Annotated in this window: 1 protein-coding gene; it reads left to right on the top strand. The window is 69.5% G+C overall.

Going from position 1 to position 24,363, the window contains the following annotated elements:
- Positions 1–2 precede the first annotated feature (2 nt).
- Entirely contained in the window at positions 3–24,305 is a 24,303-nt protein-coding gene (locus D7V77_RS10750; protein ID WP_120576176.1) for a non-ribosomal peptide synthase/polyketide synthase, read from the top strand.
- Positions 24,306–24,363: the final 58 nt, after the last annotated feature.

Genomic DNA, 24,363 nt, shown 5'->3' with positions numbered 1-24,363 from the left:
TGATGCCCGTGGGCCCGGAGGATTTGGCCTACGTCATCTACACCTCCGGCAGCACCGGACGGCCCAAGGGCGTCGCTGTCCACCACCGCGCGTTGATGAACCTCGTCTCCTGGCACCAGCGCACCTATTCGCTGTCTCCCCAGGACTCCACCGCCCTCACCGCGGGCGTCGCCTTCGACGCCTCCACCTGGGAGGTGTGGCCTTCCCTCGCCTCTGGCGCCAGCCTCGTCGTCCCTCCCGACGCCGTGCGTGCGGAGCCATCCCAACTGCTGCAATGGCTGGCACGCGAAGCCATCACCACCTGCTTCATGCCGACGCCCCTGGCCGAGGCCGTGCTGCGTGAGGAGTGGCCTCGCCCCATCGCCCTGCGTGCCCTGCTGACGGGCGGAGACGCCCTCCACCACGGGCCGCCTCCTTCATTCCCCGCCGCCCTCTTCAACCACTACGGGCCCACTGAGAGCACCGTCGTCGCCACCTTCACCCCCGTCGCTGCCTCCTCGCGCGACGACGGCACGCGGCCTCCCATCGGTCGCCCCATCGCCAACACCCGCACCTACGTCCTCGACGCCCACCTCCAGCCGGTGCCCGTGGGTGTCCCCGGTGAGCTCTTCCTCGCCAGTGAAGGCCTCGCCTGGGGCTACCTCGGCCAGCCGGCCCTGAGTGCCGAGCGCTTCATCCCGCACCCCTTCTCCTCCACACCGGGTGCCCGCCTCTACCGCACCGGCGACGTCGTGCGCTGGCGCGCCGACGGCCAGCTGGACTACCTCCAGCGGCTCGACTTCCAGGTGAAGGTCCGCGGCTTCCGCATCGAGCTGGGCGAAATCGAGGCCTCCCTCCTCGCGCACGCTTCCGTGCACGAAGCCGCCGTCCTCGCTCGTGAGGACGTCCCCGGGGACAAGCGCCTCGTCGCCTACGTCGCGCCCGCTTCGGGCCAGCAACTGGACACCTCGGCGGTGCGCACGTTCCTCAAGGAGCGGCTGCCCGAGTACATGGTACCCGCCGCCTTCGTCGTCATGGAGGCCCTTCCCCTCAGCCCCAATGGCAAGGTGGATAGGAAAGCACTGCCCGTCCCTGACGCTTCACCGCTCGCGGACTTCGTCGCTCCTCGCGACGCCACCGAAGAGAAGCTCGCGGACGTCTTCGCCCAGATCCTGCGCGTGGAGCGCGTGGGCGTCCACGATGACTTCTTCGCGCTCGGTGGCCACTCCCTCCTGGCCACCCAGCTCGTCTCCCGCGTCCGCGCGGCCTTCGGTGCGGAGCTGCCGCTTCGAGCCCTCTTCGAGGCCCCCACCGTCGCCGCCTTCGCCGAGCGCCTGCGCACCTCCGCCGCTGGCTCCCGACTCCCGCCACTCCCTGTCGCCACCCACGAGGGCCCGCCGCCCCTGTCCTTCGCGCAGCAGCGGCTGTGGCTGTTGGATCAGCTCCAGCCAGGCAGCGCCGCGTACAACATCCCCGCGGCCCTTCGCCTGAAGGGCCAGGTGGACGTGGAGTCCCTGCGCCGTGCCTTCGAGACGCTGGTCGCACGGCATGAAACGCTGCGCACCACCTTCTTCCAGCACCAGGGCGAGCCCGCGCAGCGCATCCACTCGCCTGGGACGTGGACGCTGTCCCTGCTCGACGTGTCCTCGGTGCCCGAGGCCCGGCGGGAGGAAGAGGCGCGGCGCCTCGCGAACCTGGAGGCCCGGCGTCCCTTCGACCTGGAAGCCGGCCCGCTCCTCCGCACGTCGCTGGTGCGCCTGGGCGACGCGGAGCACCTGCTGCTGGTGACGATGCACCACATCGTCTCCGACGGCTGGTCCATGAGCGTCCTCGTCCGTGAGCTCACCGCGCTCTATGCGGCGTTCCACACGGATCACCTGCCCACCCTCGCGCCGCTGCCCGTGCAGTACGCGGACTTCTCCGTCTGGCAGCGATCATGGCTCCAGGGCGAAACGCTGGAGACCCAGCTCGCCTACTGGAAGGAGAAGCTCGCGGGAGCACCCGCCGCGCTGGACCTGCCCACGGACCGTCCGCGTCCGCCCGTGCAGTCGCATCGGGGCGCCGCGGTGGACATGCGCGTCCCCGCGCAACTCTCCGACGCCCTCAAGACCCTGGCCCAGCGTGAAGGCGCCACGCCCTTCATGCTGCTGCTCGCGGCATGGCAGCTGCTCCTGTCGCGCTACTCCACGCAGGACGACATCAGCGTCGGTACGCCCATCGCCGGCCGCACCCAAGCGGAGACCGAGGGCCTCATCGGCTTCTTCGTCAACACGCTGGTGCTGCGTGCCCACGTGCAGCCACAGGCGACCTTCCGCCAGTTGCTGGCCCAGGTGCGTGGAACGACGCTCGCGGCCTACGAGCACCAGCACGTGCCGTTCGAGAAGCTGGTGGAGACCCTCCAGCCCGTTCGCGACCTGAGCCGCAGCGCGCTCTTCCAGGCGATGTTCTCCTTGCAGAACACGCCCATGGAAGCGCTGCGCGTGCCGGGCCTGTTGTTCGAGCAGCTTCCGCTCGAATCGAACTCCGCGAAGTTCGACCTGACGCTGACGATGCAGGACTCGCCCCAGGGCTTCGTGGGCGTCCTGGAGTACAGCAGCGACCTCTTCGATGCCTCGACCATGCAGCGCCTGGTGGGCCACCTGGGCGTGTTGCTGGAGGCCATCGCTACGCAGCCGGACGCGACGCTCGCGAGCCTGCCGCTACTCACCGCTCCGGAGCGGCAGCGGCTTCTCGTGGACTGGAATGGCCCCAGCGCCGAGTTCCCTCGCGACCTCTGCCTCCATGACGCCTTCAGCGCTCAGGCTCTTCGCACGCCCGACGCGCTGGCCGTCATCTGCCGCGAGGAGCAGCTCACCTTCCGTGAGCTGGACACGCGCGCCAATCAGCTCGCGCACCGGCTGGTGAAGTTGGGCGTCGGCCCCGATGAACGCGTCGTGCTCTGCGTGGAGCGCTCCGTGGAGGCCCTCGTCGGCATCCTCGGCACTCTCAAGGCCGGTGGCGCCTACGTCCCCATCGACCCCAGCTACCCGCGCGACTGGCTCGCCCACGTCCTCCAGGACACCGGCGCTCCCGTCGTCCTCACCCAGCAGCGCCTGCGCGACTCGCTTCCTCCGCACTCCGCGCACACCCTCTGCCTGGACTCCGACTCCGCGGACCTCTCACGTGAGCCCGCGCACGCGCCTGTGACGCATGTCACGCCGGAGCACCTCGCCTACATCATCTACACCTCCGGCAGCACCGGCCGCCCCAAGGGCGTGATGATTCAGCACCGCTCCGTGCTCAATCTTCGCGTCGCCCTTGCCGCCACCGTGCACGCGGATGCTCAGCCTGGGGAGCGCGTCAGCGTCAACGCGCCGCTGTCCTTCGATGCCTCCGTCAAGCAGCTCATCCAGGTGCTCGACGGCCACACCCTCTGCATCGTCCCCGACGAGGCCCGCGCCGACGTCGGAGAGCTCGTCAACCGGATTGCCCAGGACGCCCTCGACGTCCTCGACTGCTCTCCGGCCCACCTGCGCCTGCTGGTGGATGAAGGCCTGCTGGAGCGCAAGGCCATCCCCAGTCGCGTCCTCGTGGGTGGCGAAGCCGTGGACCCCGCCACCTGGCGCCACCTCGCCCAGGCCCCTCGCCCGCGCGTCTTCAACGTCTACGGCCCCACCGAGTGCACCGTCGACGCCACCGCCTGCGCCTTCGATGCGTCTCCGACTCCCACCATCGGAAGGCCCCTGCCCAACGTCCGCGTCTATGTGCTCGACCGCACGTTGCGCCCCGTGCCCGTGGGCGTCGCCGGTGAGCTCTTCATCGGCGGTGAGGGCGTCGCGCGCGGCTACCTCAATCGGCCGGAGCTGACCGCGGACCGCTTCATCCCGGATGCCTTCTCCTCCACGCCCGGTGCCCGCCTCTACCGCACGGGCGACGTGGTGCGCTGGCGCACGGATGGGATGCTCGACTACCTGGGCCGCGCCGACTTCCAGGTGAAGATCCGCGGCTTCCGCATCGAACTGGGTGAAGTCGAAGCCGCGCTCCTCAAGCACCCCCAGGTGCACGCAGCAGTGGTGCTGGCGCGCGAGGATGTGCCCGGCGACAAGCGGCTCGTGGCCTACGTGGTGCCTCCAGAAGGCACTGAGTCCGCGCCCACGCCCGAGGTCCTCAAGGACTGGCTCAAGCAGTTCCTGCCCGAGCACATGCGCCCCTCGGCGCTCCTCGTGCTGGAAGCGCTGCCGCTCAACACCAACGGCAAGGTGGATCGCAAGGCCCTGCCCGCGCCCCAGGGCACCTCGCTCGCCTCCACCTACGTCGCGCCGCGCACCCCCACAGAAGAGCAACTCGCCACCCTCTTCACGCAGGTGCTGCGCGTGGAGCGCGTGGGCATCCACGACGACTTCTTCGCGCTCGGAGGCCACTCCCTGCTGGCCACCCAGCTCGTCTCTCGCATCCGCGCCACCTTCCGCGCGGAGCTGCCGCTGCGGGCCCTCTTCGAAGCGCCCACCGTGGCCACGCTCGCCGAGCGCCTCCAATCCCAGACGCCGAGCCTCCGCCTCCCGCCGCTCACCCGGACCGAGGTGGACGGGCCTCAGCCCCTGTCCTTCGCCCAGCAGCGGCTCTGGTTCCTGGATCAACTCACGCCGGGCGATGCGTCCTACAACATCCCCACGGCGCTCCGGCTGACGGGTCAGGTGGACGTGGAGTCGCTGCGCCGCGCGTTTGAAGCGCTGGTCGCTCGTCACGACGCCCTGCGCACCACCTTCCGCGACAGCGAGGGGCAGGCCACCCAGCACATCCACACGCCCGGCACGTGGGCGTTGCCGTTCACCGACCTCTCCACGCTGCCCGAGGCGCGGCGCGAAGACGAAGCACAGCGGAAGGTCGAAGCGGACGCACGTCAGCCGTTCGACCTGCGGAACGGTCCGCTGCTGCGCACCGCGCTCGTGCGGCTGGCGGCGGAAGAACACCTGTTGCTCGTGACGATGCACCACATCGTCTCCGACGGCTGGTCCATGAGCGTGCTCGTCCGCGAGCTGGTGGCCTTCTATGAAGCCTTCAGTACCGGTCAGGCGCCCGCGCTGGCTCCGCTGCCGGTGCAGTACACGGACTTCGCGGCGTGGCAGCGCGACTGGCTCCAGGGCGAGACGCTCGACGCGCAGCTGGGCTACTGGAAGCAGCAGCTCGGAGGGGCTCAGGCCACGCTGGAGCTGCCCACGGATCATCCCCGCCCGGCCATCCAGTCCCACGCGGGCGCGACCCACGCCGTGAGGATTCCCCAGGCTGCGTCCGACGCGCTCAAGGCCCTGGCCCAGCGCGAAGGTGCCACGCCCTTCATGGTGCTGCTCGCGGCCTGGCAGGTGCTCCTGTCTCGCTACGCAGGCCAGGACGACATCACCGTGGGTTCGCCCATCGCGGGCCGGACCCAGGCGGAAACCGAAGGACTCATCGGCTTCTTCGTCAACACGCTCGTCCTGCGTACGCGCGTGACGCCGGAGAGTTCCTTCCGCCAGTTGCTCGCCCAGGTGCGCGGCACGACGCTCGCTGCGTACGAGCATCAGCACGTGCCCTTCGAGAAGCTGGTGGAGGTGCTCCAGCCCGTGCGGGACACGAGCCGCAGCCCCCTCTTCCAGGCGATGTTCGTCCTCCAGAACGCCCCGGGAGAAGCGCTGCGCGTTCCGGGCCTCACCTTCCGGCAGGTCGTCGCCGAGGGCCACTCCGCCAAGTTCGATCTCACCCTGACGTTGCAGGACTCACCGCAGGGCTTCACCGGCTGGATGGAGTACAGCACCGCGCTCTTCGAGCGGAGCACCCTCGAGCGGATGGGCAACCATCTGCGCACGCTGCTGGAGGCCGTGGCCGCGAAGCCCGAGCAGCCCATGGCCGGGCTGTCCCTCCTCTCCAGCGAAGAGCATCAGCGCGTCCTCGTGGAGTGGAATGACACGGCCGCCGTCAGCCCGACGGACGTGCCAGTCCACGTCCACTTCGCCCAGCAGGCCCAGAGCACGCCCGACGCGGTGGCCCTGGTGCTGGGGGATGACTCGCTGACGTATGCCCAGTTGGATTCACGCGCGAACCAACTGGCCCATCACCTGCGGGCCCTGGGCATCGTCCCCGGTGCACGCATCGGCCTCGCCATCGAGCGGTCCTTCGAGTTGGTGACCGCGCTCCTCGCCATCCTCAAGGTGGGCGCGGCCTTCGTCCCCGTGGACCGCAATGCGCCCGTGGAGCGCATCGCCGCACTGCTGGAGGATGCGGACGTCAGCGTGACGATCGCGCACCAGCCCTTCGCGTCACTGCTGCCCGCTTCCGGCACCCGCGTCTGGTTGGATACCCAGGCCACGGAGATCGCCGCGCGCCCCACGCATGCGCCGGACGTCCGCGTGGACGGTGAAGCCCTGGCCTACGTGATGTTCACCTCGGGCTCCACGGGCCGCCCCAAGGGCGTCTGCGCGCCACACCGGGGCATCACGCGCCTGGTGCTCGGCAACACCTTCATGCGCTTCGGGCCGGATGAAGTCTGGCTCCAGGCCGCCCCTGTTGCCTTCGATGCGTCCACGCTCGAAATCTGGGGCGCGCTGCTGCACGGCGCAAAGCTCGTCCTCGCTCCGCCGCATTCCCTGTCGCTGGAGGAACTGGCCGCGCAACTGCGCCACCACCGCGTGACGTCGCTCTGGCTCACCGCCGCCCTCTTCGAGCAGATGGCCCTGCACCAGGGCGAAGCGCTCGCGGGCGTGCGCCAGGTCCTCGCGGGTGGCGACGTGCTGCCCGCCTCCCGCGTTCGCGAGCACCTGGCCCGCCTGCCGGAAGGCACCACTTTCATCAACGGCTACGGCCCCACGGAGAACACGACCTTCTCCACCACCTTCGCCATGCATCGCGACTCGGTGGTGGGCGGTTCGGTGTCCATCGGCCGGCCGCTCTCCAACTCCACGGTCTACGTGCTCGACGCGAACCTGCGCCCGGTGCCCGAGGGCGTCGCGGGTGAGGTGTACGTCGGAGGCCAGGGTCTGGCCTGGGGCTACCTGAACCGCCCCGACCTGACCGCGGAACGCTTCGTCGCCCATCCCTTCGCGTCCACGCCGGGCGAGCGCCTCTACCGCACGGGCGACAAGGCCCGCTGGAAGGCGGACGGCACGCTCGACTTCCTGGGTCGCGTCGACTTCCAGGTGAAGGTGCGGGGCTTCCGCATCGAGCTGGGTGAAATCGAAGCCGTGCTGCGCGCCTTCTCGGGCGTCAACGAGGCCGTCGTCGTGGCCCGGGGCGCGGACGCGGACAAGCGCCTCATCGGCTACGTCAGCGCGAGCGAAGGCCACTCGCTGGACTCGGACGCGCTCAAGGCCCAGCTCCGGCGGAGCCTGCCGGAGTACATGGTGCCGGCGGCCTTCGTGGTGCTGACCGCGCTGCCTCTCAACGCCAACGGCAAGGTGGACCGCAAGGCCCTGCCAGAGCCGGAGGAGACCGCGCGCGCCGTCGCCTACGTCGCACCGCGCACCGCCACGGAGAAGCAGCTGGCGGCCCTCTTCGCCGAAGTCCTCCGGGTGGAGCAGGTGGGCCTCCACGATGACTTCTTCGCGTTGGGAGGCCACTCGCTGCTGGCCACCCAGCTCGTCTCGCGCGTGCGGACCACGCTCGGGTTGGAGCTGCCCCTGCGGGCCCTCTTCGATGCGCCGACCGTCGCCGCTCTCGCGCTGAAGCTCGCGGACGCGCGGCCCGCCGCGGCCCGAGGGGCTCTTCCGCTCCGGCCCACCTCACGCAAGGGAGCCATTCCGCTCTCCTTCGCCCAGCAACGCCTCTGGTTCCTGGATCAGCTCACGCCGGGGGATGCGTCGTACAACATTCCGTCCGCGCTCCGGCTGCAGGGGCCGGTGGACGTGGCGTCGCTGCGCCGCGCTTTCGAGTCCCTGGTCGCGCGTCACGAATCCCTGCGCACCACCTTCCATGAGCATGAAGGCCAGGCCACGCAGCACATCCACCTGCCGGACGCGTGGGCACTGCCGCTCGTGGACCTGTCCTCGCTGCCCGACGCGCAGCGCGAAGCCGAGGCCCAGCGCCGCATCGCGAAGGAGGCGAACCAGCCCTTCCACCTGGAGCGCGGACCGCTCCTGCGCACGACGCTGGTACGGCTGGCGGAGGAGGACCACCTCCTGCTCGTGACGATGCACCACATCGTCTCCGACGGCTGGTCCATGGGCGTGCTCGTCCGCGAGCTGATCACCTTCTACGAGGCCTTCACCTCCGGCCAGACGCCCACGCTGGCCCCGCTGCCGGTGCAGTACGCGGACTTCGCGGAACGGCAGCGCCAGTGGCTCCAGGGAGAGGCGTTGGACGCGCAGCTGGGTTACTGGAAGCAGCAGCTCGCGGGCGCGGCGTTCGCGCTGGAGCTTCCCACCGACCATCCGCGTCCGGCCATCCAGTCCCACCAGGGCGCGGCCGTCTCCGTCCGGATTCCCCAGGCGACGTCCGACGCGCTCAAGGCGCTGGCCCAGCGTGAAGGCGCCACGCCCTTCATGGTGCTGCTGGCGGCCTTCCAGGTGCTCCTGTCGCGCTACGCCGCGCAGGACGACATCACCGTGGGCTCGCCCATCGCGGGCCGCACGCAGGCGGAGACCGAGGGCCTCATCGGCTTCTTCGTCAACACGCTCGTCCTGCGCACGCGCGTGGCGCCGGAGGACTCCTTCCGGACGCTGCTCGCCCAGGTGCGCGGCACGACGCTCGCGGCCTACGAGCACCAGCACCTGCCCTTCGAGAAGCTGGTGGAGGTCCTCCAGCCCGTGCGGGACGCGAGCCGCAGCCCGTTGTTCCAGGTGATGTTCGCCCTCCAGAACGCCCCGGTGGGAGACCTGCGCGTTCGCGGACTCACCTTCCAGCAGGTCATCACCGAAGGGCGCTCCGCGAAGTTCGACCTCAACCTGGCGATGCAGGACTCGCCCCAGGGCTTCGTGGGTTCGCTGGAGTACAGCACCGCTCTCTTCAAGCGCGGCACCGTGGAGCGGATGGCCCGCCAGCTGCTCACGCTGCTGGAGGCCGTGACCGCCAGTCCCGAGCAGTCCGTGTCCGGACTGTCCCTCCTCTCCAGCGAGGAGCGGCAGCGCATCCTCGTGGAGTGGAACGACACCGCCGTCGCCAGTCCCACGGACATTCCCGTCCACGTCCACTTCGCGCGGCAGGCGCAGCGCGCGCCCGAGGCCATCGCCCTCGTCATGGGGGAGGCCTCGCTGACGTATGCGCAGCTGGACGCGCGCGCGAACCAACTGGCCCACCACCTGCGCGACCTCGGCATCGTTCCGGGTGCGCGTGTCGGTCTCGCCGTCGAGCGGTCCTTCGAGCTGGTCGCGGCGCTCCTCGCCATCCTCAAGGTGGGTGCCACCTACGTCCCCGTGGACCGCAATGCGCCCGTGGAGCGCATCGCGTCCCTGCTGGAAGACGCGGACGTCCACTTCGTCGTCACCCACCAGCCCTTCGCGTCACTGCTGCCCGCCACCGGCACCCGCGTCTGGCTGGATGCGCAGCGCGACGTCATCGCCACCCGGCCCACCCACGCCCCCGATGTCCGCGTGGACGGCGAGGCCATGGCCTATGTGATGTTCACCTCCGGGAGCACCGGCCGTCCCAAGGGCGTCTGCATTCCGCACCGGGGCATCACGCGAATGGTGGTCGGCAGCACCTTCATGCGCCTCGGCGCGGACGAGGTCTGGCTGCATGTCGCCCCCATCGCCTTCGACGCCTCCACGCTCGAAATCTGGGGCGCGCTGCTGAATGGTTCGAAGCTCGTCCTCGCGCCGCCCCACTCGCTGTCGTTGGAGGAGCTGGCCGCGCTGTTGCGCCACCACGGCGTGACGACGCTGTTCCTGACGACCGCGCTCTTCGAGCAGATGGCCCTGCACCAGGGCGAAGCGCTCGCGGGCGTGCGCCAGATTCTCTCCGGTGGCGACGTGCTGCCCGCGGACCGCGTGCGCGAGCACCTGGCCCGCATCCCCGAAGGCGCCAGCTTCCACAACGCCTACGGCCCCACGGAGAGCACCACCCTCGCCACCACCTTCGCCATGGGGCATGGCTCGCACGTGGAAGGAGCCATCCCCGTCGGCCGGCCGCCCTCCAACTCCACGGTCTACGTGTTCGACGCGAACCTGCACCCGGTGCCCGTGGGCATTGCCGGCGAGGTGTACGTCGGCGGCCAGGGCCTGGCCTGGGGCTACCTGCACCGCCCGGACCTGACCGCGGAGCGCTTCATCCCCCACCCCTTCGCCTCCAGTCCGGGCGAGCGCCTCTACCGCACGGGAGACCAGGCCCGCTGGAGGGAGGACGGCACGCTCGACTTCCTGGGCCGTGTCGACCTCCAGGTGAAGGTACGTGGCTTCCGCATCGAGCTGGGCGAAATCGAGACCGCGCTGCGCTCCGCCGCCAGCGTCAACGAAGCGGTCGTCGTGGCGCGGGGCACCGGCGCGGACAAGCGCCTCATCGGCTACGTCACCGCGCGCGCGGGCCATGCGCCGACCCCGGACACGCTCCGGGCAGGCCTCAAGCAGCGGCTGCCCGAGTACATGGTGCCGTCTGCCTTCATGGTGCTGGACGCGCTGCCCATCAACGCCAACGGCAAGGTGGACCGCAAGGCCCTGCCGGAGCCGGGGAACACGCCTCGGAGCACCGTCTTCGTCGCGCCGCGCACCGCCACCGAGGAGCAGCTGGCCACCCTCTTCGCCGAGGTCCTCCGCGTGGAGCGCATCGGCGTGCGGGACGACTTCTTCGCCATGGGAGGCCACTCGCTGTTGGCCACCCAGCTCGTCTCGCGCGTGCGCTCCACCTTCCGTGTGGAGCTGCCGCTGCGGGCCCTCTTCGAGGCGCCCACCGTCGAACGCCTCGCGCCGAAGCTCGAGGAGGCCCAGACCACCGGGCTCCGCGCACCGCCGCTGCGGCCCATGCCACGAGAAGGCGCCATTCCGCTGTCCTTCGCGCAGCAGCGCCTGTGGCTACTGGATCAGCTCCAGCCGGGAGACATCTCGTACAACATCCCCACCGCCCTGCGACTGACGGGCCCGGTGGACCTGGAGTCGTTGCGCCGCGCCTTCGAAGCGCTGGTGGAGCGCCACGAATCGCTGCGCACCACGCTCTCCACGTCGCAGGAGGAGCCGTCGCAATGCATCCAGGAGCCCTCCAGCTGGGAGCTGCCCCTCATCGACCTGACGTCCCTGCCTGAGACGCAGCGGGAGGAGGAGGCCCAGCGCGCGGCGGCCACGGAAGCCCGGCGTGCCTTCAACCTCTCCACGGGCCCGTTGCTGCGCAGCACGCTGGTGCGGCTGGGACAGGATTCGCACCTGTTGCTGGTGACGATGCACCACATCGTCTCCGACGGCTGGTCCATGGGCGTGCTCGTCCGGGAAGTGGCGGCCTTCTACGAAGCCTTCGTCGCGGGCCAGTGGCCCTCGCTCCCGCCGCTGCCCGTGCAGTACGCGGACTTCTCGATGTGGCAGCGAGGCTGGCTCCAGGGTGAGGCCCTGGACGCGCAGCTGGGCTACTGGAAGAAGCAGCTCGGGGGGGCACCTTCCGCGCTGGACCTGCCCACGGACCGCCCGCGTCCGCCGGTGCAGTCACGCCGAGGCGCCACGGTGGACGTGCGCATCCCGTTGGAGGTCTCCCAGTCCTTGAAGGCCCTGGCCCAGGATGAAGGCGCCACGCCCTTCATGCTGCTGCTCGCGGCCTGGCAGCTGCTCCTGTCGCGCTACTCCACGCAGGACGACATCAGCGTGGGCACGCCCATCGCGGGCCGCACCCAGGCGGAGACCGAGGGCCTCATCGGCTTCTTCGTCAACACGCTCGTGCTGCGCGCCCACGTGCAGCCGCAGGCGACCTTCCGTGAGTTCCTCGCGCAGGTGCGCCGCACGACGCTCGCGGCCTATGAGCACCAGCACCTGCCCTTCGAGAAGCTGGTGGAGGTCCTCCAGCCCTCGCGAGACCTGAGCCGCAGCGCGCTCTTCCAGGCGATGTTCTCCCTGCAGAACACGCCCACCGAAGCGCTCCGCGTGTCCGGGCTGTCCTTCCAGAGCGTCCCGGTGGACACCCGGTCCTCCAAGTTCGACCTCACGCTCACCCTCGGCGAGTCACCCCAGGGCTTCGTCGGGCTGCTGACGTACGCGACGGACCTCTTCGATGTTTCGACGGTCCAGCGAATGTCCGGACACCTGGGCGTGCTGCTGGAGGCCATCGCCGCCCAGCCGGACGCGACGCTCGCGGGCCTGCCCCTGCTCACCGCGCCAGAGCGGCAGCGGCTCCTCGTGGACTGGAATGGCCCCAGCGCCGAGTTCCCTCGCGACCTCTGCCTCCATGACGCCTTCAGCGCCCAGGCCCTTCGCACGCCCGACGCGCTGGCCGTCATCTGCCGCGAGGAGCAGCTCACCTTCCGTGAGCTGGACACGCGCGCCAATCAGCTCGCGCACCGGATGGTGAAGCTGGGCGTCGGCCCCGACGTGCGCGTCGTGCTCTGCGTGGAGCGCTCCGTGGAGGCCCTCGTCGGCATCCTCGGCACTCTCAAGGCCGGTGGCGCCTACGTCCCCATCGACCCCAGCTACCCGCGTGACTGGCTCGCCCACGTCCTCCAGGACACCGGCGCTCCCGTCGTCCTCACCCAGCAGCGCCTGCGCGACTCTCTTCCTCCGCACTCCGCCCACACCCTCTGCCTGGACTCCGACTCCGCGGAATTCGCTCTTGAGTCCCAGGACGCTCCGGTGACGTCGGTCACGCCGGAACATCTGGCGTACATCATCTACACCTCTGGCAGCACCGGCCGCCCCAAGGGCGTGATGATTCAGCACCGCTCCGTGCTCAATCTTCGCGTCGCCCTCGCCACCACCGTGCACGCGGACGCGCGGCCGGGAGAGCGTGTCAGCGTCAATGCGCCGCTGTCCTTCGACGCCTCCGTCAAGCAGCTCATCCAGGTGCTCGACGGCCACACCCTCTGCATCGTCCCCGACGAGGCCCGCGCTGACGTCGGCGAACTCGTCAACCGGATTGCCCAGGACGCCCTCGACGTCCTCGACTGCTCTCCCGCGCACCTGCGCCTGCTGGTGGACGAAGGCCTGCTGGAGCGCAAGGCCATCCCTCATCGCGTCCTCGTGGGTGGTGAAGCTGTGGACCCCGCCACCTGGCGTCACCTGGCCCAGGCTCCGCGCCCGCGCGTCTTCAACGTCTACGGCCCCACCGAGTGCACCGTCGACGCCACCGCCTGCGCCTTCGATGCGTCTCCGACTCCCACCATCGGCAGGCCCCTGCCCAACGTCCGCGTCTATGTGCTCGACCGCACGTTGCGCCCCGTGCCCGTGGGCGTCGCGGGGGAACTCTTCATCGGTGGTGAGGGCGTCGCGCGCGGCTACCTCAATCGGCCGGAGCTGACGGCGGACCGCTTCATCCCGGATGCTTTCTCCTCTACGCCCGGTGCCCGCCTCTACCGCACCGGCGACGTGGTTCGCTGGCGTGCGGACGGGATGCTCGACTACCTGGGCCGTGCTGACTTCCAGGTGAAGATCCGCGGCTTCCGCATCGAACTGGGTGAAATCGAGTCCTGCCTGCTGGGACATCCCGCCGTGCATCAAGCCGTTGTCCTCGCCCGCGAGGACGTGCCCGGAGACAAGCGGCTCGTCGCCTATCTCGTCCCCGAGGCGGGAGAGTCCCTGGACTCCACCGAGCTGCGCACCTTCCTCAAGCAGAACCTGCCCGAGTACATGGTGCCCTCCGCGTTCCTCGTGCTGGAGGCCCTGCCGCTCAACACCAACGGCAAGGTGGACCGCAAGGCACTGCCCGCCCCCCAGGGCACGGCGCTCGGGTCCACCTACGTCGCGCCGCGCACCGCCACCGAGGAGCAGCTCGCGGCCCTCTTCATTCAGGTGCTGCGTGTCGAGCGCGTGGGCGTACACGACGACTTCTTCGCGCTCGGCGGTCATTCGCTGCTGGCGACCCAGCTCGTCTCGCGCGTGCGCTCCACGTTCCGCGTGGAGCTGCCGCTACGGGCCCTCTTCGAAGCGCCCACCGTGGCCGCGCTCGCGGAGCGGCTCCAGACGGCCACGCCGAACCTCCATCTGCCCGCGCCCACCCAGACGCACGCGGACGGCCCGCGGCCGTTGTCCTTCGCTCAGCAGCGGCTGTGGCTGTTGGATCAGCTCCAGCCCGGGGACGCGTCGTACAACATCCCCACCGCGCTCCAGCTCTCTGGGCAGTTGGACGTGGAAGCCCTGCGCCGCGCCTTCGAAGCGCTCATCCAGCGCCACGAGGCCCTGCGCACCACCTTCCACGAGCACCAGGACCAGCCCATCCAGAACATCCACGCTCCCGGCGGTTGGACTCTGCCGCTCGTGGACCTCTCCGCCCGGCCTGAAGCACTCCGGGAAGAAGAGGCGCGGCGGATGGCCAACGAGGAAGCACGGAAGCCGTTCGACCTCGCCAGGGGTCCGCTGCTGCGCAGCACGCTGGTGCGGCTGGGACAGGACTCACACCTGTTGCTCGTGACGATGCACCACATCGTCTCCGACGGCTGGTCCATGGGGGTCCTCGTCCGGGAAGTGGCGACCTTCTACGCGGCCTTCTCCACGGGCCAGTCGCCCTCGCTCCCGCCGCTGCCCGTGCAGTACGCGGACTTCGCGGCGTGGCAGCGGAACTGGCTCCAGGGAGAGGCCCTGGACGCGCAGATCCGCTACTGGAAGCAGCAGCTCTCCGGAGCACCCGCGGCGTTGGAGCTGCCCACGGACCACCCGCGCCCGCCCGTGCAGTCGCACCGGGGTGACTCGGTGGAAGTGCGCATTCCCAAGCACATCGCGGATGCCCTCAAGGCGCTCTCACAGAGAGAAGGCGCCACGCCGTTCATGACGTTGCTGGCGGCGTTCCAGGTGCTGCTGTCGCGCTACTCCGCGCAAGACGATGTCAGCGTGGGTTCACCCATTGCCGGCCGCACCCAGGCGGAGACCGAAGGCCTCATCGGCTTCTTCATCAACACGCTCGTCCTGAGAGCCCAGCTGAATCCTCGGGCGACGTTCCGTGAACTGCTGGCCCAGGTGCGAGACACGACGCTCGCGGCCTACGACCATCAGCACCTGCCGTTCGAGAAGCTCGTGGAGGCCGTGCAGCCCACGCGCGACCTGAGCCGCAGCCCGCTGTTCCAGGCCATGTTCGTCCTGCAGAACACGCCCACCGAGGCGCTGCGCCTGCCGGGCTTGTCCTTCCAGGCCCTGCCGCTGGAATCACACTTCGCCAAGTTCGACCTCTCCCTGGGTCTGCGTGAAGGCCGGGACGGATTCGTCGGTTCATTCGACTTCGCGACCGACCTGTTCGACGTGGCGACCATCCAGCGTCTGGCTGGACACTTCGAGGTGTTGCTGGAGGCCCTCGCGACGAAGCCGGACACCCGATTGGGTGACCTGCCGCTGCTCACTGACTCCGAGCGCAAACAGATCCTCGTCGATTGGAATCCCCCCGCATCGCAGGTGCCGCAGGAGTCCAGCATCCCAGCGATGGTGGAGGCCCAGGTGCGCCGCACGCCGGATGCGCTCGCCGTCATCACGCCCGAGCGGCAGCTGACGTACCGGGAGCTGGACGCGAAGGCGAACCAGCTCGCGCACCGTCTGCGCGGACTTGGCGTCGGGCCCGAAGTCCGCGTCGGCCTGTGCGTCGAGCGCACCGAGGACCTCGTCATCGGCGCTCTCGGCATCCTCAAGGCCGGTGGCGCCTACGTGCCGCTGGACCCCAGCTACCCGCGTGAGCGCCTGGGCTGGCTGCTGGAGGACGCCCAGGGTCCTGCGCTCGTGGCGCACTCCCATCTGCTCTCGGCGCTGCCTGAAACCAGCGCCACGCCGGTGTGCCTCGACTCGGACGTGGAGCTGGCGAAGCAGCCGACGACGTCTCCGCTCGTGGACATCCACGCCGGACACCTCGCCTACCTCATCTACACCTCCGGCAGTACCGGCCGTCCCAAGGGCGTCGCCATCTCCCATGGCAACGCTGTCTCCTTCCTCCACTGGGCCCTGGAGACCTTCTCGCCGGAGGAGTTGAAGGGCACCCTCGCCGCGACGAGCCTCAACTTCGACCTCTCCGTCTTCGAACTCTTCGCGCCGCTCTCCAGTGGTGGTGCGGTGGTCGTGGCCCGCAACGCCTTGCACCTGGCGGAGCTGCCTACGGCCTCTCACGTCACCCTCGTCAACACCGTGCCCTCCGCCATGGCGCAACTGCTGCGCCTGGGTGCGGTGCCGCCCTCCGTGCGTGTCATCAACCTCGCCGGTGAGGCCCTGCCGGAGACGTTGGCGAAGCAGGTCTACGCCGTCCCCACGGTGCAGAAGCTCTTCAACCTCTACGGGCCTTCCGAGGACACCACCTACTCCACCGCCTCCCTCGTCGGTCGGGACGAGGTGCCCCTCATCGGCAGGCCCCTGCCCGCGACGCGTGCCTACGTGTTGGACGCGTCTCTCCAGCCGGTGCCCGTGGGTGTCGCAGGTGAGCTGTACCTCGCGGGTGAAGGCCAGGCTCGTGGCTACCTGCTTCGCCCGGAGCTCACAGCGGAGCGCTTCGTACCGGAGCCCTACGGTCCTCCCGGCGGCCGCATGTACCGCACGGGCGACCGCGTCCGTTACCGCCTCGACGGGCGCCTGGAGTACCTCGGCCGCATCGACTTCCAGGTGAAGGTGCGCGGCTTCCGCATCGAGTTGGGCGAAATCGAAGCCGCGCTCCGCCGCGCCCCGGGACTCAAGGACGCCGTCGTCGTCGCCAAGGGTGAGGCCGCCGACAAGCGCCTCGTCGCCTACGTCACGCCCAAGGCTGAGACCTCCCTGGAAGTGGAGGCCCTCAAGGCCCATCTGCGTCAGGGCCTCCCCGAGTACATGGTGCCCTCCACCTTCGTGGTGATGGACGCCCTGCCCCTCAACTCCAACGGCAAGGTGGACCGCAAGGCCCTGCCGGAGCCGGAGGCGCCCCAGTCCGGCAACACCTACGAAGCGCCTCGCACGGAAGTCGAAGCGAAGCTGGCCTCCATCTGGGCGGAAGTCCTGCGTCTGCCCCAGGTGGGCGTGAAGGACTCCTTCTTCGAGCTGGGCGGGCACTCACTGCTGGCCACCCAGGTGGTGTCGCGCGTCCGCGCGGAGTTCAACGTGGAACTCCCCCTGCGCGCGCTCTTCGAGTCCCCCACCGTGGAGGCGCTCGCCGGGCGGCTGCACGGAAGCGCCACCTCCCAGGCTCCGAAGCTCACCCGCGTCTCGCATGACGGTCCGCTGCCGCTGTCCTTCGCTCAGCAACGGCTATGGCTGTTGGATCAGCTCCAGCCCGGCGACGCGTCGTACAACATCCCTACTGCCCTCCAGCTCTCGGGGCACTTGGACGTCGAGGCCCTGCGCCGTGCCTTCGAGGCGCTCGTCGCCCGTCACGACGCCCTGCGCACCACCTTCCACGAGCACCAGGACCAGCCCATCCAGACGGTCCACGCGCCCAGTGGTTGGACCCTTCCGCTCGTGGACCTCTCAACCCGGCCTGAGACGCTGCGGGAAGAAGAGGCGCGGCGACTGGCCAACGAGGAAGCGCGGAAGCCGTTCGACCTCGCCAGGGGACCGCTGCTGCGCAGCACGTTGGTGCGGCTGGCAGAAGACTCGCATCTGTTGCTCGTGACGATGCACCACATCGTCTCCGACGGCTGGTCCATGGGCGTCCTCGTCCGGGAGATGGTGGCCTTCTACGAGGCCTTCTCCACGAGCAGCACGCCCGCTTTCGCGCCGCTGCCCGTGCAGTACGCGGACTTCGCCGCCTGGCAGCGGAACTGGCTCCAGGGTGAAGCGCTGGACGCGCAGATCCACTACTGGAAGCAGCAGCTCTCCGGAGCACCCGCGGCGTTGGAGCTGCCCACGGACCGCCCGCGACCGCCCGTGCAGTCGCACCGAGGCGCAACGGTGGACGTGCGCATCCCCTCGGAGGTCTCTCACGCGCTCAAGGCCCTGGCACAACGGGAAGGTGCCACGCCGTTCATGACGTTGCTGGCGGCGTTCCAGGTGCTCCTGTCGCGCTACTCGGCACAGGACGACGTCAGCGTCGGTACGCCCATCGCCGGCCGCACCCAGGCGGAGACCGAAGGCCTCATCGGCTTCTTCATCAACACCCTGGTCCTGCGCGCCCAGATGGATTCGCGTGCAACGTTCCGTGAGCTGCTGACTCAAGTGCGCGGCACGACCTTCGCGGCCTTCGAACATCAGCACCTGCCGTTCGAGAAGCTGGTGGAAGCCGTGCAGCCCACGCGCGACCTGAGCCGCAGTCCGCTCTTCCAGGCCATGTTCGTCCTGCAGAACACACCGAATGAGGCGCTGCGTCTGCCGGGACTGTCCTTCCAGGCCCTGCCGTTGGACGCCCACTTCGCGAAGTTCGATCTCTCGCTCGGTCTACGTGAAGGCCGGGACGGATTCGTCGGCACGCTGGAGTACGCGACGGACCTGTTCGATGCCGAGACCATCCAGCGCATGGCTGGGCACTTCGGCGTGTTGCTGGAGGCCATTGCGACAAAGCCGGACACCCGACTGGGTGACCTGCCTCTGCTCACGGACGCTGAGCGCCAGCAACTCCTCGTCGAGTGGAATCCGCCTGCCTCGCAGGTGGCGCAGGAGTCCAGCATCCCCGCGATGGTGGAGGCGCAGGTGCACCGCACTCCGGATGACCTGGCCATCATCACGCCCGAGCGGCAGCTGACGTACCGGGAGCTGGACGCGAAGGCCAATCAACTCGCGCACCGCCTGCGCGGCCTGGGTGTCGGGCCTGAAGTCCGCGTCGGCCTGTGTGTCGAGCGCACCGAAGACCTCGTCATTGGTGCCCTCGGCATCCTCAAGGCGGGTGGCGCCTACGTGCCGCTGGACCCCAGCTATCCGCGTGAGCGCTTGGGCTGGCTGCTCGAGGATGCGCAGGGTCCTGCGCTCGTGGCGCACTCCCATCTGCTCTCAGCGCTACCGGAGACATCCGCCACGCCGGTGTGCCTCGACTCGGACGTGGAGCTGGCGAAGCAGCCCACCACGAAGCCTGAGGTAGGCATCCACTCCGGCCACCTCGCCTACCTCATCTACACCTCCGGCAGCACCGGCCGTCCCAAGGGCGTCGCCATCTCCCATGGCAACGCTGTCTCCTTCCTCCACTGGGCCCTGACTACATTCTCGCCGGAGGAAATGAAGGGCACCCTCGCCGCGACGAGCCTCAACTTCGACCTCTCCGTCTTCGAACTCTTCGCACCGCTCTCCAGTGGTGGTGCGGTGGTCGTGGCCCGCAACGCATTGCATCTGGCGGAGCTGCCTACGGCCTCTCACGTCACCCTCGTCAACACCGTGCCCTCCGCCATGGCGCAGCTGCTGCGCCTGGGCGCGGTGCCGCCCTCCGTGCGTGTCATCAACCTCGCCGGTGAGGCACTGCCGGAGACGTTGGCGAAGCAGGTCTACGCCGTCCCCACGGTGCAGAAGCTCTTCAACCTCTACGGGCCTTCCGAAGACACCACCTACTCCACCGCCTCCCTCGTCGGTCGTGACGAGGTGCCCCTCATCGGCAGGCCCCTGCCCGCGACGCGTGCCTACGTGCTGGATGCTTCGCTGCAGCCGGTGCCCGTGGGTGTCGCAGGTGAGCTGTACCTCGCGGGCGAAGGCCAGGCGCGTGGCTACCTGCTGCGTCCAGAGCTCACCGCGGAGCGCTTCGTCCCCGAGCCCTTCGGTCCTCCTGGTGGCCGCATGTACCGCACGGGCGACCGCGTCCGTTACCGCCTCGACGGGCGCCTGGAGTACCTCGGCCGCATCGACTTCCAGGTGAAGGTGCGCGGCTTCCGCATCGAGCTGGGCGAAATCGAAGCAGCCCTTCGTCGCGCTCCAGGACTCAAGGACGCCGTCGTCGTCGCGAAGGGTGAAGCCGCCGACAAGCGCCTCGTCGCCTACGTTACTCCCAAGGCCGGGGCCTCCCTGGAAGTGGAGACCCTCAAGGCGCATCTGCGTCAGGGCCTCCCTGAGTACATGGTGCCCTCCACCTTCGTGGTGCTCGACGCCCTGCCCCTCAACTCCAACGGCAAGGTCGACCGCAAGGCCCTGCCGGAGCCGGAGGCACCTCAGTCCGGCAAGACCTACGAAGCGCCTCGCACGGAAGCCGAAGCGAAGCTGGCCTCCATCTGGGCGGAAGTCCTCCGCCTGCCCCAGGTGGGCGTGAAGGACTCCTTCTTCGAGCTGGGCGGGCACTCACTGCTGGCCACCCAGGTGGTGTCGCGCGTCCGCGCGGAGTTCAACGTGGAACTCCCCCTGCGCGCGCTCTTCGAGTCCCCCACCGTGGAAGCACTCGCGGTTCGTCTTACGGGGCTGACGCGCACGAGCACCTCGCCGCTCACCCGTGTTTCGCATGATGGCCCGCTGCCGCTGTCCTTCGCGCAGCAGCGGCTGTGGCTCATTGATCAGCTCGAACCGGGCAGCCCCCTCTACAACGTGCCCGTCGCCGTACGACTGGAAGGCCACCTGCGCACGGATGTACTGGAACGTGCCCTGCAGGAAGTCGTGCGCCGACACGACGCCCTGCGCACCACCTTCACCCAGGTGGACGGAGAGCCGGTCCAGCGCATCCACCCCGACAGTCCGGTGCCCCTGGGACTCGTGGACCTCTCGGACCTGCCGGAGACGCAACGCGAACCCGAAGCGCGGTTCCAGGTGGAACAGGAGATGCGCCGACCCTTCGACCTGCGCACCGGTCCGCTCGTCCGCACACTGCTCTTCAAGCTGGCCGAACACGAGCACGTGCTCGTCGTCACCCTGCACCACATCGTCTCCGACGGCTGGTCGCTGGGTGTGCTCGTGCGGGAAGTCACTGCCCTCTACGCGGCCTTCTCCGCGGGACAGCCGTCGCCCCTTCCGGCCCTTCCCGTTCAGTACGCGGACTACGCGGACTGGCAGCGCCGCACGCTTTCGGGTGAGACGCTGCGGCAGGAAATGGCCTACTGGGAGGGGAAGCTCTCCGGCGCTCCGGCCGTGCTGGAGCTGCCCACGGACCGGCCGCGTCCTGCGGTCCGGAGCACTTCGGGTGCAACCCTCGGCTTCACTCTGTCGCGTGAGTTGACGGAAGCCCTGCGGAGCCTGGGCCACCGTGAAGGCGGTTCGCTCTTCATGGTGCTGCTCGCGGCATGGCAGGGCCTGCTGTCGCGCTACACGGGCCTGCAGGACATCAGCGTGGGCTCGCCCATTGCCGGCCGCACGCGTGCGGAGACGGAGGGCCTCATCGGCTTCTTCGTCAACACGCTCGTCCTGCGCGCGAAGGTGGACGAGGGCCAGTCCTTCCAGGCGCTGCTCCAGCAGGTGCGCGCCACGGTGCTGGACGCGTACGAGCACCAGGAGGTGCCGTTCGAAAAGCTGGTGGAGATCCTGCAGCCGACGCGCAGCCTCAGCCACACGCCTCTCTTCCAGACGCTGCTCGCGCTCCAGAACGTGCCCACGGAGGACGTGCGTCTGCCAGAGCTCCGTCTCCGCGGACTGGAAGCCACCCAGTCGACTTCGAAGTTCGACGTGAGCGTCTTCTTCACGGAGACGTCCGAAGGACTGCGAGGCACGCTGGAGTACAGCACCGCCCTCTTCGAGCGGAGCACGATGGAGCGGATGGCCCGCCACCTGCGCACGCTGCTGGAGGCCGTGGCCGCGAAGCCCGAGCAGCCCATGGCCCACCTGCCGCTCCTCTCCAACGACGAGCGCCAGCGCGTCCTTGTGGAGTGGAACGACACGGGCGTCACCAGCCCGACGGAGATTCCGGTCCACGTCCACTTCGCCCGGCAGGCCCAGAGCACGCCTCACGCTGTCGCCCTCGTGCTGGGGGATGATTCGCTGACGTACGCCCAACTGGACGAGCGCGCGAACCAACTGGCGTGGCACCTGCGTGCCCTGGGCATCGTCCCGGGTGCGCGTGTGGGCCTTGCCGTCGAGCGCTCCTTCGAGTTGGTGACCGCGCTCCTCGCCATCCTCAAGGTGGGCGCGGCCTTCGTCCCCGTGGACCGCAATGCCCCCGTGGAACGCATCGCGATGCTGCTGGAGGACGCGGACGTCGGAGTGGTGGTCACGCACCAGCCCTTCGCTTCGTTGCTCCCCGCCACCGGCGCTCGCGTCTGGATGGATGCCCAGTCCGCGGAGATCGCTTCGCGGCCCATGCATGCGCCCGACGTCTCCGTGGATAGCGAGTCTCTCGCCTACGTCATGTTCACCTCGGGCTCCACGGGGCGTCCCAAGGGCGTCTGTGTGCCGCACCGGGGCATCACCCGCCTGGTGCTCGGCAGCACCTTCATGCGCTTCGGGCCCGACGAAGTCTGGCTCCAGTTCGCACCCGTGGCCTTCGATGCGTCCACGCTCGAAATCTGGGGCGCACTGCTGCACGGCGCGAAGCTCGTCCTCGCTCCGCCGCACTCCCTGTCGCTGGAGGAACTGGCCGCCCAGCTGCGCCACCACCGCGTGACGTCCCTGTGGCTCACCGCCGCCCTCTTCGAGCAGATGGCCCTGCATCAGGGTGAAGCGCTCGCGGGAGTGCGCCAGGTCCTCGCCGGTGGCGATGTGCTGCCCGCCGCCCGTGTGCGCGAACACCTCGCGCGTCTTCCGGACGGTGCGACGTTCATCAACGGCTACGGCCCCACGGAGAACACCACTTTCTCCACCACCTTCTCCATGCAGCACAGCACGCGCATGGAAGGGGCCATCCCCATTGGCCGGCCGCTCTCCAACTCCACCGTCTACGTGCTCGACGCGCACCTGCACCCGGTGCCCGTGGGCGCCGCGGGTGAGGTGTACGTGGGCGGCCAGGGCCTGGCCTGGGGCTACCTGAATCGCCCCGAGCTGACCGCGGAACGCTTCTTCCCCCACCCCTTCGCGTCCACGCCGGGTGAGCGCCTCTACCGCACGGGCGACCAGGCCCGTTGGAGGGAGGACGGCACCATCGACTTCCTGGGCCGCGTCGACTTCCAGGTGAAGGTGCGTGGCTTCCGCATCGAGTTGGGTGAAGTCGAAGCCGCCCTGCGCTCCGCCACCGGCGTCAACGAGGCCATCGTCGTGGCTCGGGGCGCGGATGCGGACAAGCGCCTCATCGGCTACGTCACCGCGAGCGAAGGCCACCCGCTGGACGCGGACACCCTCAAGGCAAGCCTCAAGCAGCGGCTGCCCGAGTACATGGTCCCCTCCGCGCTCGTCGTGCTGGACGCTCTGCCCCTCAACGCCAACGGCAAGGTGGACCGCAAGGCTCTGCCGGAGCCCGGCGCCCACGCCGTCGAGGCCCGGGACTTCGTCGCTCCCAGCGACGCGCTCGAAATGCAGCTCGCTCGCATCTGGGAAGACCTCCTCGGCGTCCGCTCCGTCGGCGTCCGCTCCAGCTTCTTCGAACTGGGCGGCCACTCCCTGCTCGCCGTGCGCATGCTCGCGTCCATCCGTGAGCGTCTCGGCCTGAGCCTCCCTCTCTCCGTCCTCTTCCAGCAGCCCACCATCGAGCAGCTCGCCCAGGTGCTCCGCGACGACTCACAGGACTGGACGCCCCTCGTCCCGCTGGAGCGCGGCGAGCCCGGCCAGCGGCCGCTCTTCCTTGTCCACCCGGGCGGCGGCAACGTCCTCGCCTACTCGGAACTGGCGCGCCGCCTGGGGCCCTCGCTGCCCGTCTACGGCCTCCAGTCGCGTGGCCTCGACGGACGGCCCGTCGCCGAGTCCATCGAGGAGATGGCCACCCTCTACATCGACGCCATCCGCACGGTGCAGCCGCACGGCCCCTACCAACTGGGAGGCTGGTCTCTCGGCGGCGTCATCGCCTACGAGATGGCCCGTCGCCTGCGCGAGGCCGGTGAAGCCGTGGACCTGCTCGCCCTCATCGATGCCCACGTCCACGGCCTGACGAAGCCCACTCAGGAAGCCACGCACCTCGACTCCGAGGCCCGCGCAAGGCTCGCCTTCGCCCATGCCACCGCCACCGCCTTCGGCCAGGAGCTCTCCGCTTCGGACGAAGCCCTGGCACAGGGCGACGACGTGATGCTGGACCACCTGCTGCAGGAAGGACTCCGGGCGCGCATCCTCGACGCGCAGTCCGGCCCGGCCCAGCTGCGTGCCCTCTTCAACGTCTTCCGGGCCAACCTCTTCGCCCATGAGAAGTACGTGCCCCAGCCGTACGACGGCACCGCCCTGCTGCTCAGCGCCAGTGGCGTCGCCGAAGCAATTCCTCGTCACCGCGGGTGGGAGCCCCTCGTGCGAGGCGAACTGAAAGTGCACGACGTCCCCGGTGGCCACCACGAGCTGATGCAGGACCCGCACCTCGGGTCTGTCGTCGAGCATCTGCGCTCCGCCCTGGCCGCCGTTACGTCCAACGACGCCACCGGCAGTTGAAGACAACCTCCACTCCGTGTCTGTCTTTCAGGCACGGAGTGGAAGGGGTTACGGTACG

It is taken from the genome of Corallococcus sp. CA041A, from assembly GCF_003612075.1.
Classification (GTDB): domain Bacteria; phylum Myxococcota; class Myxococcia; order Myxococcales; family Myxococcaceae; genus Corallococcus; species Corallococcus exiguus.
Note: the sequence above shows the minus strand (reverse complement) of the source record. Positions and strands in the feature narration are given on the sequence as shown.

Bases quoted from the DNA above. Each gene is read 5' to 3' on its own strand.
- D7V77_RS10750 (WP_120576176.1), top strand. From the start codon at position 3: ATGCCCGTGGGCCCGGAGGATTTGGCCTACGTCATCTACACCTCCGGC.